Genomic DNA, 15,024 nt, shown 5'->3' with positions numbered 1-15,024 from the left:
TTTCTTTCTAAAACCTAGGTAAATGCCTAGGTTTTTTTTCTTTAGAAGATAATGTTATTATTTTTGGGAATATGTACGGATGATGTAAGATAAAAATGTAATTTTTGTATATCTTTTTTTTGCACAATGTTTGTAAAAGTTGTACCATTATAAACAAGGTAACTAACGTTGCTGTTCTTGTTTAATGAAAGGTGATTACGAAGTTGAAAGATACATTTGTTGAAAAGGTAGATGACTTTGTAAAGCAGCATGATGTATTAAAGGAACGTTCAACAATTGTTGTAGGTGTTTCAGGTGGTCCTGACTCTTTGGCTCTTCTATATTATTTGTTAGAAAAAAGAGCAGCAAAACGGTTTGAAATTGTAGTGGCACATGTGGATCACATGTTTAGAGGTGATGAATCTCATGAGGACTTACAGTTTGTGCAGGACCTTTGTAAAGGACTGGGAGTTATTTGCGAAACGATAAGGATTAATGTGTCGCAATATCAACAGCAATACGGGATGAATGCACAGGTTGCTGCTAGAGAATGCAGATATGCATTTTTGGAAAGAATAATGAAGAAATATGATGCGAGGTATGTAGCTCTTGGACATCATGGTGATGATCAAGTGGAGACGATTTTAATGCGTCTTGTACGAGGGAGTACTCCGAAAGGGTATGCAGGAATTGCGGTGAAGCGTCCTTTTCATAATGGGTATTTAATTAGGCCGTTACTTGGAGTAACGAAGGAGGAAATTGTTGATTACTGTAATAAGCTAAAAATAATTCCCCGTATAGATCCGAGTAATAAAAAGGAAGTATATACAAGGAATCGATTACGTAAATATGTTCTTCCTCATTTGAAAGAAGAAAATTCAAAAGTGCATGAGAAATTCCAAAAATTTAGCATGCAGATGCAAGAGGATGAGGCGTATTTGCAGGAATTAGCTTTTGAGAAAATGAATAAAGTAATTACAAAAAAAAGTGATAAACAAATTAGCTTATCAATTCCTGCCTTTGAATCCATGTCTATGCCTTTACAAAGAAGAGGGATTCAACTAATATTAAACTATCTTTATGAATATAAGATTCCATCTTCTCTTTCCTCTATACATATTGACAAAGTGATTGAGTTTTTTAAGCGGACACAACCTTCGGGTTCACTTGATTTCCCAGGTGATTTAAAAATTGTTCGCACATACGAGGAGTGTAGCTTTGGATTTAAACAAGAAATTGTTTCTCCTTTTTTACAAGGTTTATCAGTACCCGGGACAATTACGCTATCGAACGGGGATAAACTTGTAACCGAGGTGAGCGAAGATATACCAAGTAACATGAATGAAACAGTATTTGTTGCTAAGTATAATGATATATCATATCCACTTCGTATTCGTTCTAGAGAAAATGGAGATCGCATGTCAATACAAGGTATGAATGGCACCAAAAAGATAAAAGCTATTTTTATCGAAGCGAAAGTACCAAGAGAAAAAAGAGAAGAATGGCCGGTCGTTTGTGATGCAAGTGGGAATATTATTTGGTTACCCTTGTTGAAGCGATCTGCATTTGCTATCTCGAAAGAGAAGGCAAAGAAGGATAAATATATGATTATTCACTACAAAAGCAAGGAGTCTTCCGGGAGGATAATGAAATGATGAATCAAGATATCGAAAAAGTATTAATTTCTGAAGAGCAAATACAAGAAAAGGTGCTCGAATTAGGCGCAATTATTGCAGAGGATTACAAAAACACAGTACCTCTTGCGATTGGTGTACTAAAGGGTGCAATGCCATTCATGGCAGATTTATTAAAGAGAACAGATACATATCTTGAAATGGATTTTATGGCTGTATCTAGTTACGGTCACTCAACTGTTTCAACAGGCGAAGTGAAAATTTTAAAAGACCTTGATACTTCTGTAGAAGGTCGCGATATTTTAATCGTTGAAGATATTATTGATAGCGGTCTTACGCTAAGTTACTTAGTAGACCTATTTAAATATCGTAAAGCGAAGTCTGTAAAAATCGTTACGTTATTAGATAAACCGACAGGCCGTAAGGTAGATTTGAAAGCGGATTATGTTGGATTTACTGTACCGCATGAATTTGTTGTAGGATATGGATTAGATTATAAAGAGCAGTACCGTAATCTTCCTTATGTAGGAGTATTAAAACCAAGCGTTTACTCAAATTAATTAAATACAGGCGTCACAATTGTATAGGAAAGTTTTTCTATGTTACGATTTACTATAGTGTTTATGCCGTGAGAGGAGGTTAGGAATGAATCGTATCTTCCGTAATACCATCTTTTATTTACTGATATTCCTAGTAGTAATTGGAATCGTGAGCTATTTTAATGGTTCGACACAAAAAACGACATCAGTTAGCTACGATAAATTCATTACTAAACTAGAAAAAGGTGAAGTGCGTAATGTGCAACTTCAACCGAAAAATGGTGTGTTTGAAGTAAAAGGACAATTTAATAACTCTAGCCAGGGAGAACAATTTGTTACTTATGCACCAAATACTGAGGAATTACAAAAGAAAATTAATGATAAAGCGCAAGGTGCTGAAGTTAAGTATCAACCAGCAGAAGAAACAAGTGCTTGGGTAACCTTCTTTACTTCTATCATCCCGTTTGTCATTATCTTCATTTTATTCTTCTTCTTATTAAACCAAGCTCAGGGCGGCGGTAGCCGTGTTATGAACTTCGGGAAAAGTAAGGCGAAGTTATATAATGACGAAAAGAAAAAAGTTCGTTTCAGAGATGTTGCTGGAGCGGATGAAGAGAAACAAGAGCTTGTTGAGGTAGTTGAATTCTTGAAAGACCCTCGTAAGTTTGCTGAAGTTGGTGCCCGTATTCCGAAGGGTGTTCTATTAGTGGGACCTCCAGGTACAGGTAAAACTTTACTAGCACGTGCCGTTGCAGGTGAGGCAGGCGTTCCGTTCTTCTCTATCAGTGGTTCTGATTTCGTAGAGATGTTCGTCGGTGTCGGTGCATCACGTGTACGTGATTTATTCGAAAACGCAAAGAAAAATGCTCCTTGTATCATTTTCATTGATGAAATTGATGCGGTAGGACGTCAACGTGGCGCGGGTCTTGGTGGTGGCCATGATGAGCGTGAGCAAACGTTGAACCAATTACTTGTTGAAATGGATGGATTCGGTGCAAACGAAGGTATTATTATCATCGCTGCGACAAACCGTCCTGATATTCTTGACCCAGCATTATTACGTCCAGGTCGTTTTGACCGTCAAATTACAGTAGATCGTCCAGATGTAAATGGCCGTGAAGCTGTACTTAAAGTACATGCTCGTAATAAACCGCTTGATGAGAATATCAACTTAAGAGCAATCGCGACTCGTACGCCAGGATTCTCTGGTGCCGATCTTGAAAACTTATTAAACGAAGCTGCTTTAGTGGCTGCACGTCAAGATAAGAAGAAAATTGATATGAGTGACATTGATGAAGCGACGGATCGTGTTATTGCAGGTCCAGCTAAGAAAAGTCGTGTTATCTCTGAAAAAGAACGTAATATCGTTGCTTTCCATGAAGCGGGCCACACTGTAATTGGTGTTGTTCTTGATGAAGCTGATGTCGTTCATAAAGTAACAATTGTCCCTCGTGGTCAAGCTGGTGGATATGCGGTAATGCTTCCGAAAGAAGATCGTTACTTCATGACAAAACCAGAGTTGCTTGATAAAATCACTGGTTTACTTGGTGGTCGAGTAGCTGAGGAGATTGTATTTGGTGAAGTAAGTACAGGTGCTCATAATGACTTCCAACGTGCGACTGGTATTGCAAGACGTATGGTTACGGAATTTGGTATGAGTGATAAGCTTGGACCAATGCAATTTGGTAGCTCACAAGGTGGTCAAGTGTTCTTGGGAAGAGACTTCCATTCAGAACAGAACTATAGTGATGCGATTGCACATGAAATCGATGTGGAAATGCAAACGATTATGAAAGAATGTTATGCTCGTGCAAAAGAAATTCTTACTGACAATCGTGATAAACTAGATCTTATTGCGAAAACGTTACTTGAAGTAGAAACGTTAGATGCAGAGCAAATCAATCATTTATGTGATTATGGCAGATTGCCAGAACGTCCAACATCTTCAGCTGATGTGAAAGTAAACATCAACATGAAGAAGGACGATGAAGATACAGAAGATAAGTAAGAGATGAAGGAGTGACGATAGTCACTCCTTTTTTATTTGTAGAACGAAGTGAAAAAAGAATTTAAATAAAACTGGTATTAAAAATTGAAATAGAGAGTCATCTTTTTGTAAAATGATGAGGATAGAAAAGCTGATTATATAAGTATGTGTGATATGATGTTTTTATAAGTTTTATACATACTGCACAAATATAGATTAAATAAGATAAGTGGTGAGAATATGATTTTTGTATTGGATGTAGGGAACACAAATGCTGTACTAGGCGTGTTTGAAGAAGGGGAACTTCGTCAACATTGGCGCATGGAAACAGATCGTCATAAGACAGAAGATGAATATGGAATGCTTGTAAAACAATTGCTTGAGCATGAGGGTCTTTCGTTTGAAGATGTGAAAGGTATTATCGTGTCTTCAGTCGTACCACCAATTATGTTTGCTTTAGAGCGCATGTGTGAAAAGTATTTTAAAATTAAACCGCTTGTAGTAGGTCCTGGAATAAAAACAGGGCTAAATATTAAATATGAAAATCCACGTGAAGTAGGCGCGGACCGAATTGTAAATGCAGTAGCAGGAATCCACTTATATGGAAGTCCGCTTATTATTGTCGATTTTGGTACGGCTACTACATATTGTTATATTAACGAAGAAAAGCATTATATGGGTGGAGTTATTACGCCGGGAATCATGATTTCAGCAGAGGCTTTATATAGTAGAGCGGCAAAACTTCCTCGTATTGAAATTACAAAACCAAGCAGTGTTGTTGGGAAGAATACAGTAAGTGCGATGCAATCTGGCATTCTTTATGGGTATGTTGGACAAGTGGAAGGTATCGTTAAGCGTATGAAAGAGGAAGCTAAACAAGAACCGAAAGTTATTGCAACAGGTGGATTGGCGAAATTAATTTCAGAAGAATCGAATGTAATTGATGTTGTAGATCCATTTTTAACATTAAAAGGTTTATATATGTTATACGAGCGTAATGCAAATTTACAGCATGAGAAAGGTGAATAAATAAGTATGAAAGATTATTTAGTAAAAGCGTTAGCATTTGATGGGGAAGTGCGTGCGTATAGTGTACGCACAACAAACACAGTAAGTGAGGCACAAAGACGTCATGATACATGGAGAACAGCTTCAGCAGCGCTTGGTCGTTCTTTAACTGCAGGTACAATGATGGGTGCAATGTTAAAAGGTGACCAAAAGTTAACGATTAAGGTAGAAGGTAATGGTCCGATTGGTCCTATCTTAGTAGATGCTCATGCAAATGGGGATGTACGTGGTTATGTAACAAATCCACATGTTGACTTTGAAGGAACGGAACAAGGGAAATTACGTGTATATCAAGCTGTAGGTACTGAAGGATTTGTAACGGTAATTAAAGATATTGGTATGCGTGAGCCATTTATTGGTCAATCTCCAATTGTTTCAGGAGAATTAGGGGAAGACTTCACGTATTATTTTGCAGTTTCCGAGCAGACACCTTCTTCTGTAGGTGTTGGCGTTCTTGTAAATGGGGATGATAGCATATTAGCGGCAGGTGGATTTATCCTTCAAATTATGCCAGGCGCACAGGAAGAAACAATTTCATTCATTGAAGAACGTTTGCAAAAAATCCCTCCAGTATCAACGTTGATCGAACAAGGGCTTTCTCCAGAAGAGTTACTGTATGCAGTTCTTGGAGAAGATAAAGTAAAAGTATTAGAAACGATGGATGTTCAATTTAATTGCACATGCTCACGCGAACGTATTGAGAGTGTGTTAATTAGTTTAGGTAAAACAGAGTTAGAGCAAGTTCGTGAAGAAGAGGAAGAGACAGAAGTGCACTGTCATTTCTGTAATGAACGATACAAGTTCTCTAAAGAAGATATTACAAATTTAATTGAGAATCTGTAATAAGGGAATTAAGGGGAGCGATCCTCCAAATAGATTGACAAACAGGGAATTTTCTGACAAAATCTAAATATAGATAAAACCAATAAAAATACTCGGTGTTAGGAGTGACAGGAATGCGAGTGGCACAATCAGTTTCAGAATTAATCGGGAAAACGCCGATCGTTAAGTTGAACCGCATCGTAGAATCAGACAGCGCAGATATATACTTAAAATTAGAATTTATGAATCCCGGGAGCAGCGTTAAAGATCGTATTGCGTTAGCTATGATTGAAGATGCTGAAAAAAAGGGATTATTAAAAGAGGGCGATACAATCATTGAGCCAACAAGTGGTAACACAGGAATTGGTTTAGCGATGGTAGCAGCTGCTAAAGGATATAAGGCAATTTTAGTAATGCCAGAAACGATGAGTGTTGAGCGTCGTAATTTATTACGTGCTTATGGCGCTGAATTAGTATTGACTCCAGGGCCTGAAGGAATGGGCGGAGCAATTCGTCAAGCGACTGAATTAGCAAAAGAACATGGTTACTTTATACCGCAACAGTTCAAAAATCAATCAAATCCAGAAATTCATCGTTTAACAACAGGTCCAGAAATTGTTGAACAAATGGGTGACCAATTAGATGCGTTTATTGCAGGTATTGGTACAGGTGGAACGATTACTGGTGCTGGTGAAGTACTGAAGGAAGCGTATAAAGATATTAAAATTTATGCAGTAGAACCTGCGGATTCACCAGTATTATCTGGTGGGAAACCAGGTCCACATAAAATCCAAGGAATTGGAGCGGGATTCGTTCCAGAGACATTGGATGTAGAAGTATATGATGAAATTGTTCAAGTGAAAACAGAGCAAGCATTTGAATATGCAAGAAGAGTGGCTAAAGAAGAAGGTATTTTAGTGGGTATCTCTTCAGGAGCGGTTATTTATGCAGCGACAGAAATTGCGAAAAAGTTAGGTAAAGGGAAAAAGGTACTTGTTATTATCCCAAGTAACGGTGAACGTTATTTAAGTACACCACTTTATCAATTTGAGTCTTAATTATATGTGATTGAAAAAGCATCCTTGAAAAAGGATGCTTTTTCTTTTTGGATTGGAAATAGGAAAAGAGTGAATGACTAGAAAACTTCATGTAAAATAAGAGGTAGTATAATTAATTTATTTTCACTAGCCTTCGAGTATAACCGATCTATACACATAACGAATGTAGTTGAGGTGGTTAATCTAAGAGGGTGGGATAAAAGAAGACGGGGTGTTGATATGCAACGAAGAAAATCTTTAGCGCTTTCTATTCCATATCAGTTAGATTTCTTTAAGCAATATAAATTTCTTTCTAAGGATAAGCCACAACATATTTTGTTAGAGAGTGGACGTGGCGGTCGTTATAACATTGTGGGATTAAACCCAGTAGCGATAATCCGAGGGAAGGGTGAAGCGTTACATATAAGCGAAAGTGGTAAGGAAACAATAAAGCAAGGAAACCCATTAGATCTAATGCAGGAATATATGGAGCGATGGAAAACAGACTATAATCCGGAGTACCCGCCGTTTCAAGGTGGGGCAATTGGTTACTTTAGTTATGATTGCATCCGTTATATTGAAAAACTTCCTTCTCTTGCGGAGGATGACATTAATATACCTGATATATTCTTTTTATTATTTGATGATGTGTTTGTGTATGATCAAGAAGAAAAAGTACTATGGATTATTATACATTATGTAGATGAGCATGAAGAGGCGAAAGAACGATTAAATGAATGGAAGATTCTTTGGGCGACAGAAGCGCCGGAAGTGACTATACCATTTGCATGCCCTGAAAAGAAAAGTGAAGCAGTTGCTTTTACTGAAGAAAGCTTTATGAAGGCGGTTGAATGTATTCAAGAATATATTGGGGCTGGTGATGTGTTCCAAGTAAACTTGTCGACAAGACAAGAGAGAACGTTACAAACACACCCGCTAGAAATCTATACAAGTCTTCGTGAAATTAATCCATCTCCATATATGGGTTACTTGGAGCTTGGGGAGTTTCAAATTGTTAGTGGTTCGCCAGAGTTGCTAATTAAGAAAAAAGGAACTGAAGTAAGTACAAGACCAATTGCCGGAACAAGATCTAGAGGGGCGAATGAGCAAGAGGATGAAGAATTAGCAAGAGAATTAATTGAGAATGAAAAAGAAAGAGCGGAGCACGTCATGCTTGTAGATTTAGAACGAAATGATTTAGGACGTGTTTGTAAATATGGCACTGTAGAAGTAGATGAATTTATGGTAATTGAGAAATACTCACATGTTATGCATATTGTTTCTAATGTGCGTGGTGAGGTGGAAGAAGATAAAGATGCTTTTGATTTAGTAAAGGCTGTATTCCCAGGGGGAACAATTACTGGTGCCCCGAAAATACGTACGATGGAAATTATTGAAGAATTAGAACCTGTTCGCCGAGGGATTTATACAGGTTCAATTGGTTGGATTGGTTATTCTGGAGATACGGAATTAAATATTGTAATTAGAACACTTCTTGCTAAAGATGGAAAAGCGCATGTACAAGCAGGAGCGGGAATTGTAATTGATTCAAATCCGGAAAATGAATATAAAGAGTCGTTAAAAAAGGCGATTGCTTTATGGCGTGCAAAAGAATGTAGTGAAGAAACGGTTAGGTGAGAGAAATGATATTAATGATTGATAATTATGATTCTTTTACATTTAATTTAGTGCAGTTTCTTGGAGAACTGGGACAAGAGCTTGTTGTTAAACGTAACGATGAAGTGACTATTTCAGATATTGAGAATATGAAACCAGACTTTTTAATGATTTCGCCAGGCCCATGTAGTCCGAATGAAGCGGGTGTTAGTATGGAGGTTATTCAACACTTTGCCGGAAAGATTCCGGTTTTTGGGGTTTGTCTTGGGCATCAATCCATTGCACAAGTGTTTGGTGGGGAGGTAGTTCGTGCAGAGCGATTAATGCATGGGAAAACATCGCTTATGCATCATGACGGAAAGACAATTTTCTCGGATATTCCTAATCCATTTACCGCGACACGTTATCACTCACTTATTGTTAAGAAAGAAACGTTACCTGATTGCTTAGAGGTAACATCTTGGACTGAAGAAGGGGAAATTATGGCGCTTCGCCATACAACATTACCAATTGAAGGTGTACAGTTCCATCCGGAATCTATTATGACTTCTCATGGGAAAGAGTTGTTGCAGAATTTCATTCGTAAATACAGTCCAAGTGTGACATCATGTTAATTTACGTAAATGGTGAGTATATAGAAGCGAGTGAAGCGAGAATTTCCCCGTATGACCATGGTTATTTATATGGTCTTGGAGTTTTTGAGACGTTTCGTATTTATAATGGTCATCCTTTCTTGTTGGATGATCATTATGACCGTTTAATAGATGCGCTAGATACATTGCAAATTAAATGGACAATGACGAAAGATGAAGTACTGCTTATTTTGAAGAATTTACTCGTTAAGAATGAATTAGAGCATGCCTATGTACGTTTTAATGTATCAGCGGGTATAGATGAAATTGGATTGCAAACGGAAATGTATGAAGAGCCGTCTGTTATTGTTTTTATAAAACCGTTAGCAGCCCCGGGAGATGTAGTGGAAAAAGAAGGGGTTGTTTTAAAGCAAGTGCGAAATACACCAGAGGGTGCGTCCCGTTTGAAGTCTCATCATTATTTAAATAACATTTTGGGAAAACGTGAAATTGGAAGTGTTGCGAGTAAGGAAGGTATTTTCCTTACTGAAACAGGTTATGTTGCAGAGGGTATTGTTTCGAATCTCTTTTTTGTAAAAGGTGATATTCTATATACACCTTCGTTAAAAACGGGGATTTTAAATGGTATCACTCGTGCGTTTATTATAAAAGTTGCTGAAGAACTAGGTATAGAAGTAAAGGAAGGTTTCTTTACAAAAGAAGAATTGCTTTCAGCTGATGAAGTCTTTGTAACAAATTCGATTCAAGAAATTGTTCCACTTAATCATATAGAGGGGCGAGATTTCCCGGGTAAAGTAGGGATGGTTACAAAAAAGTTTATGAACCTTTATGAAATGCAGAGAGAGAAATTGTGGAGCAGAAATGAATTACGAAGAGGAGATGTGTAGTTTGAAGTGGGATTATGATTTGCGCTGCGGCGAATATACATTGAACTTAAATGAAAAAACTTTAATTATGGGGATTTTAAATGTAACGCCAGATTCGTTTTCTGATGGTGGGAGTTACAACGAGGTAGAGGCTGCGGTGCGCCATGCGAAAGAAATGCGAGATGCAGGTACTCATATTATTGATATCGGTGGAGAATCTACTCGCCCGGGCTTTGCTAAGGTATCAGTGGAAGAAGAAATAAAACGAGTTGTGCCGATGATTCAGGCAGTTTCAAAAGAAGTGCAATTGCCTATTTCTATCGATACGTATAAAGCTGAAGTTGCAAAACAAGCAATAGAAGCGGGTGCCCATATTATTAATGATATTTGGGGAGCGAAGGCGGAACCGAAAATTGCTGAAGTTGCAGCTCGTTATGATGTACCTATCGTCTTAATGCATAATCGCGATAACATGAATTATCGTAATTTAATGGCGGATATGATTGCTGATTTATATGACAGTATTAAAATTGCTAAAGATGCTGGCGTGCGAGATGAAAATATTATTTTAGACCCAGGTATTGGTTTTGCTAAAACACCTGAACAAAACTTAGAAGCAATGCGTAATTTAGAACAGTTAAACGTACTAGGTTACCCAGTTCTCTTAGGTACTTCAAGAAAGTCCTTTATTGGACACGTGCTAGATTTACCGGTAGAGGAACGTCTTGAGGGAACGGGAGCTACCGTTTGTCTTGGTATTGAAAAGGGTTGTGAGTTTGTTCGTGTTCATGATGTGAAGGAAATGGCACGTATGGCTAAGATGATGGATGCAATGATTGGTAAGGGGGTAAAGTAATTGGATAAAATTTATATTCATGATATGGAGTTTTATGGTTATCATGGTGTATTCCCAGAGGAAAATAAATTAGGCCAGAGATTTAAAGTGGACTTAACGGTGGAATTGGATTTGAAACAGGCAGGAGAAAGTGATGACTTAGAGCGGTCTGTCAATTATGGAGAGCTTTTCGAATTATGTAGGAAAGTTGTTGAAGATAGAACGTATAAGCTTGTAGAGAGCATTGCTGAAAATATTGCTACAGATATACTGAAACAATATGAGAGTATTTCAAGATGTACGATAAAGGTAATTAAACCAGATCCGCCGATCCCGGGACATTATCGTGCTGTAGCAGTAGAAATTACGAGAGAACGTCCATGAATAATATAGCTTACATTGCATTAGGTTCAAATATCGGAGAACGTTATACGTATTTAACTGAAGCGATTCAGTTTTTAAACAAAAACCCGTATATCCAAGTTAACGATATTTCATCTGTATATGAAACAGAACCAGTTGGCTATACTGACCAAAGTTGCTTTTTAAATTTAGTTATAAAAATTTCTACCAATTTATCACCGCAAGAATTATTGAAGGTTACACAAAGAGTAGAGAATGATTTAGGAAGAAAAAGGGAAATCAGGTGGGGTCCGAGGACCATCGACCTTGACATTTTGCTATATAATCAAGAAAATATTGAAGCAGAGAATCTTATTGTTCCGCATCCGCGGATGTTCGAAAGAGCTTTTGTTATCGTTCCGTTGTTAGAGATTAATCAAGATATAAAACAAAACATTTCACGTTCACAAGTAGAAGAAATGAAAAGGCGAGAGGGAGTAACGGTATGGAAGCAGAAAAATGGGGAAGACGCATTCGTGCTTTTCGAAAGCTAAAAGGTTATACACAAGAAGGCTTTGCAAAAGAGTTAGGGGTATCTGTATCTGTTTTAGGTGAAGTTGAGAGAGGGAATCGATCGCCTTCCCAAGATTTTGTAGTGGAAGTTGCTAAAGCATTAAAAGTCTCGATAGATGAGTTAATGCCAAAGTGACTATGAAGGAAGGAGTAAGTCGAGTGTTAAAAATCGCAAATATTGAGATGAAAAATCCAGTTGTATTAGCACCGATGGCGGGAGTGTGTAACTCTGCATTCCGTTTGACAGTAAAAGAATTCGGTGCAGGTCTAGTTTGTGCCGAAATGGTAAGTGATAAGGCAATACTACTGAACAATAAAAGAACATTAGATATGTTATATATCGATGAGAGAGAAAAGCCATTAAGCTTACAAATTTTTGGTGGCGAGAAAGAAACTCTTGTAGATGCTGCGAAATACGTAGATAAATATACGACAGCGGACATCATTGATATTAATATGGGTTGCCCGGTACCAAAGATCGTTAAGTGTGATGCAGGAGCGAAGTGGCTTTTAGACCCGAATAAAATATATGAAATGGTAGCGGCAGTTGTAGATGCTGTAGAAAAGCCGGTTACAGTTAAAATGCGTATTGGTTGGGATGAGGACCATATTTTCGCAATCGAGAACGCGAAAGCTGTTGAGCGTGCTGGTGGACAAGCAGTAGCAGTTCATGGACGTACACGAGTACAAATGTATGAGGGAAAAGCAGATTGGGATATTATTAAACAAGTAAAGCAAGCTGTAAACATCCCGGTTATCGGAAATGGTGATGTCGCAACGCCACAAGATGCAAAGTGTATGCTTGATGAAATTGGTGTAGATGGTGTTATGATTGGCCGCGCTGCCCTTGGAGACCCGTGGATGATTTATCGTACGGTAAAGTATTTAGAGACAGGTGAACTAATGCCGGAACCGACAGTGCGTGAGAAAATTGACGTATGTATGTTGCATCTAGATCGTCTTATCGATTTAAAGAACGAAAATGTCGCTGTAAGAGAGATGAGAAAGCATGCAGCTTGGTATTTAAAAGGTATTCGTGGTAATGCAACTGTACGTAATGGTATCAATGCTTGTAATACGCGTGAAGACCTTGCGAATGTATTAGGTGTATTTGTAGAAGAAATAGAGGCAAAACAACAAACAATTCACGTTGGTTAATAATAGATAGGGAAGATTGACATTCTTCTATACACTTCCTATAATTACGTGAAAGAAAGAAGAACTGCCAGTTAGTTGCTGGCAGTTTTTCTAGTTGAGTAGAAAATGCTATACTGTATATATTGTAAAAATTAATAGAGCTGGAGTGATATCAATACCATGGATAACATGAACCACGAAGAATTAAACGACCAATTGCTTGTTCGTCGTGAAAAGCTACATAACTTACGTGAGCAAGGAATCGATCCGTTCGGTAAACGATTTGAACGTACAAATGCAACAAATGACTTATTAAGCTTATATGGAGAGTTTTCTAAAGAAGAATTAGAAGAGAAAGAAATCTCTGTTTCTATCGCTGGTCGTATTATGACAAAACGCGGTAAAGGAAAAGCTGGATTTGCACATATTCAAGATCTACATGGACAAGTTCAAATTTATGTTCGTAAAGATGCTGTTGGGGATGAAGAGTACGAATTATTTAAAACAGCAGATTTAGGTGACTTAGTAGGTATTGAAGGTAAAGTGTTCAAAACGAACGTTGGAGAACTTTCAGTGAAAGCAACAGGCTTTACGCTATTAACGAAATCTCTTCGTCCATTACCGGATAAATATCATGGATTAAAAGATGTTGAACAACGCTACCGTCAACGTTACTTAGACTTAATTACAAGTATGGAAAGCCGTGAAACATTCGTTACTCGCAGTAAAATCATTCGTGAAATGAGAAGATACTTAGATGATAACGGTTATCTTGAAGTGGAAACACCTATGATGCATGCAATTGCAGGTGGAGCTTCTGCACGTCCTTTCATTACGCACCATAATGCGTTAGATATGGAATTATATATGCGTATCGCAATTGAACTTCATTTAAAACGCCTTATTGTAGGTGGATTAGAAAAAGTTTATGAAATTGGTCGTGTATTCCGTAATGAGGGTGTATCAACTCGTCATAACCCTGAGTTTACGATGATTGAATTATATGAAGCGTATGCTGACTATAAAGATATTATGAAACTAACAGAAAATATGGTTGCTCATATTGCGAAGCAAGTACTAGGTACAACAACAATCCAATATGGTGATTATGAAATTAATTTAGAACCAGAATGGACGCGTCTTCATATGGTAGATGCAATTAAGGAACATTCTGGAGCAGATTTCTGGAATCCAATGAGTGTAGAAGAAGCGCGTGAACTTGCAAAAGAACATAATGTAGAAATTAAGGATACAATGGAAGTTGGTCATATTATTAATGAATTCTTCGAACAAAAAGTAGAAGATAAATTAATCCAACCAACATTCATTTATGGTCATCCGGTAGAAATTTCGCCACTTGCGAAAAAGAATGACGAAGATCCACGATTCACAGATCGTTTCGAATTATTTATCGTTGCACGTGAACATGCAAATGCATTCACTGAGTTAAATGATCCGATTGATCAGAAAGAACGTTTTGAAGCACAATTAAAAGAACGTGAACAAGGTAATGACGAAGCTCACATGATGGATGATGATTATATCGAAGCTCTTGAGTATGGTATGCCTCCTACAGGTGGACTAGGAATTGGTATTGATCGTCTTGTTATGTTATTAACGAATGCACCATCTATTCGTGATGTATTATTATTCCCTGCTATGCGTCACAAACAAGACTAAGCTTTGGAGATTTCTCCAAAGCTTTTTTTATTTGAGTATGAGTTATCTGTAGATAGTAGATCTTGATAGTGTAAAAAATTATATTTATATAGAAGAAAAGTACTGTTTTTATACTTTTTTACTAAGTTAAAAATTTTATTAGAAAAACTATTGCATTTTAATAATCAAACTGGTATATTTATATTCGTTGCCACGAAAGGTAACAAGCAAAACAAACGAAAAACAACTTATTGAAAAAAGTTGTTGACGAAAATATAACAAAATGTTATATTGATAAAGTCGCTTCTGAGCGATGAAGTAGTTCTTTGAAAACTG

Annotated in this window: 15 protein-coding genes; all 15 read left to right on the top strand. The window is 37.4% G+C overall.

Annotated features, from left to right (window positions below; translation table 11 throughout):
• Window positions 1-203 precede the first annotated feature (203 nt).
• Window positions 204-1,634, top strand: coding sequence for a tRNA lysidine(34) synthetase TilS (gene tilS, locus DN390_RS12790; RefSeq protein ID WP_147807473.1), 1,431 nt, complete (start codon window positions 204-206; stop codon window positions 1,632-1,634).
• On the top strand, window positions 1,631-2,173 hold the full coding sequence (hpt, locus tag DN390_RS12785) for a hypoxanthine phosphoribosyltransferase (RefSeq protein ID WP_000981838.1): 543 nt from the start codon (window positions 1,631-1,633) through the stop codon (window positions 2,171-2,173). Before tilS ends, hpt begins: the two co-directional genes overlap by 4 nt.
• Window positions 2,174-2,258: 85 nt before the next feature.
• Window positions 2,259-4,160, top strand: a complete 1,902-nt coding sequence (gene ftsH / locus DN390_RS12780) for an ATP-dependent zinc metalloprotease FtsH (protein ID WP_097952541.1) — start codon at window positions 2,259-2,261, stop codon at window positions 4,158-4,160.
• A gap of 219 nt (window positions 4,161-4,379) precedes the next feature.
• The gene (locus tag DN390_RS12775) at window positions 4,380-5,168 is read left to right on the top strand and encodes a type III pantothenate kinase (RefSeq protein WP_000578367.1); all 789 of its coding nucleotides are present in this window, start codon (window positions 4,380-4,382) and stop codon (window positions 5,166-5,168) included.
• Between the two features lie 6 nt (window positions 5,169-5,174).
• Entirely contained in the window at window positions 5,175-6,050 is an 876-nt protein-coding gene (gene hslO / locus DN390_RS12770; protein WP_000656366.1) for a redox-regulated molecular chaperone HslO, read from the top strand.
• 113 nt (window positions 6,051-6,163) lie between these two features.
• Window positions 6,164-7,087, top strand: coding sequence for a cysteine synthase A (gene cysK, locus DN390_RS12765; RefSeq protein ID WP_060629189.1), 924 nt, complete (start codon window positions 6,164-6,166; stop codon window positions 7,085-7,087).
• Window positions 7,088-7,306: 219 nt separating this feature from the next.
• Window positions 7,307-8,704, top strand: coding sequence for an aminodeoxychorismate synthase component I (gene pabB, locus DN390_RS12760; RefSeq protein ID WP_147807472.1), 1,398 nt, complete (start codon window positions 7,307-7,309; stop codon window positions 8,702-8,704).
• A gap of 5 nt (window positions 8,705-8,709) precedes the next feature.
• Window positions 8,710-9,297: an aminodeoxychorismate/anthranilate synthase component II gene (pabA, locus tag DN390_RS12755; protein WP_147807471.1), complete on the top strand. Its 588-nt coding sequence runs from the start codon at window positions 8,710-8,712 to the stop codon at window positions 9,295-9,297.
• The gene (pabC, locus tag DN390_RS12750; RefSeq protein WP_147807470.1) at window positions 9,291-10,163 is read left to right on the top strand and encodes an aminodeoxychorismate lyase; all 873 of its coding nucleotides are present in this window, start codon (window positions 9,291-9,293) and stop codon (window positions 10,161-10,163) included. Before pabA ends, pabC begins: the two co-directional genes overlap by 7 nt.
• Window positions 10,138-10,998: a dihydropteroate synthase gene (gene folP, locus DN390_RS12745; protein WP_141439341.1), complete on the top strand. Its 861-nt coding sequence runs from the start codon at window positions 10,138-10,140 to the stop codon at window positions 10,996-10,998. Before pabC ends, folP begins: the two co-directional genes overlap by 26 nt.
• Complete coding sequence (folB, locus tag DN390_RS12740; protein ID WP_147807469.1) at window positions 10,999-11,361, top strand: dihydroneopterin aldolase; 363 nt, start codon at window positions 10,999-11,001, stop codon at window positions 11,359-11,361.
• Complete coding sequence (gene folK, locus DN390_RS12735; RefSeq protein ID WP_060629194.1) at window positions 11,358-11,873, top strand: 2-amino-4-hydroxy-6-hydroxymethyldihydropteridine diphosphokinase; 516 nt, start codon at window positions 11,358-11,360, stop codon at window positions 11,871-11,873. Before folB ends, folK begins: the two co-directional genes overlap by 4 nt.
• Window positions 11,825-12,028 (top strand): helix-turn-helix domain-containing protein, encoded by a 204-nt coding sequence (locus DN390_RS12730; protein WP_000387027.1) that lies wholly within the window; start codon window positions 11,825-11,827, stop codon window positions 12,026-12,028. The genes folK and DN390_RS12730 overlap by 49 nt, the downstream gene beginning before the upstream one ends.
• 23 nt (window positions 12,029-12,051) lie before the next feature.
• A complete protein-coding gene (gene dusB / locus DN390_RS12725; protein ID WP_147807468.1) occupies window positions 12,052-13,050 on the top strand; it encodes a tRNA dihydrouridine synthase DusB in 999 nt (332 codons plus the stop codon).
• Window positions 13,051-13,209: 159 nt separating this feature from the next.
• The gene (gene lysS, locus DN390_RS12720; RefSeq protein WP_000369671.1) at window positions 13,210-14,709 is read left to right on the top strand and encodes a lysine--tRNA ligase; all 1,500 of its coding nucleotides are present in this window, start codon (window positions 13,210-13,212) and stop codon (window positions 14,707-14,709) included.
• Window positions 14,710-15,024: the final 315 nt, after the last annotated feature.

Source organism: Bacillus sp. SH7-1, assembly GCF_008042405.1.
Classification (GTDB): domain Bacteria; phylum Bacillota; class Bacilli; order Bacillales; family Bacillaceae_G; genus Bacillus_A; species Bacillus_A thuringiensis_N.
Note: the sequence above shows the minus strand (reverse complement) of the source record. Positions and strands in the feature narration are given on the sequence as shown.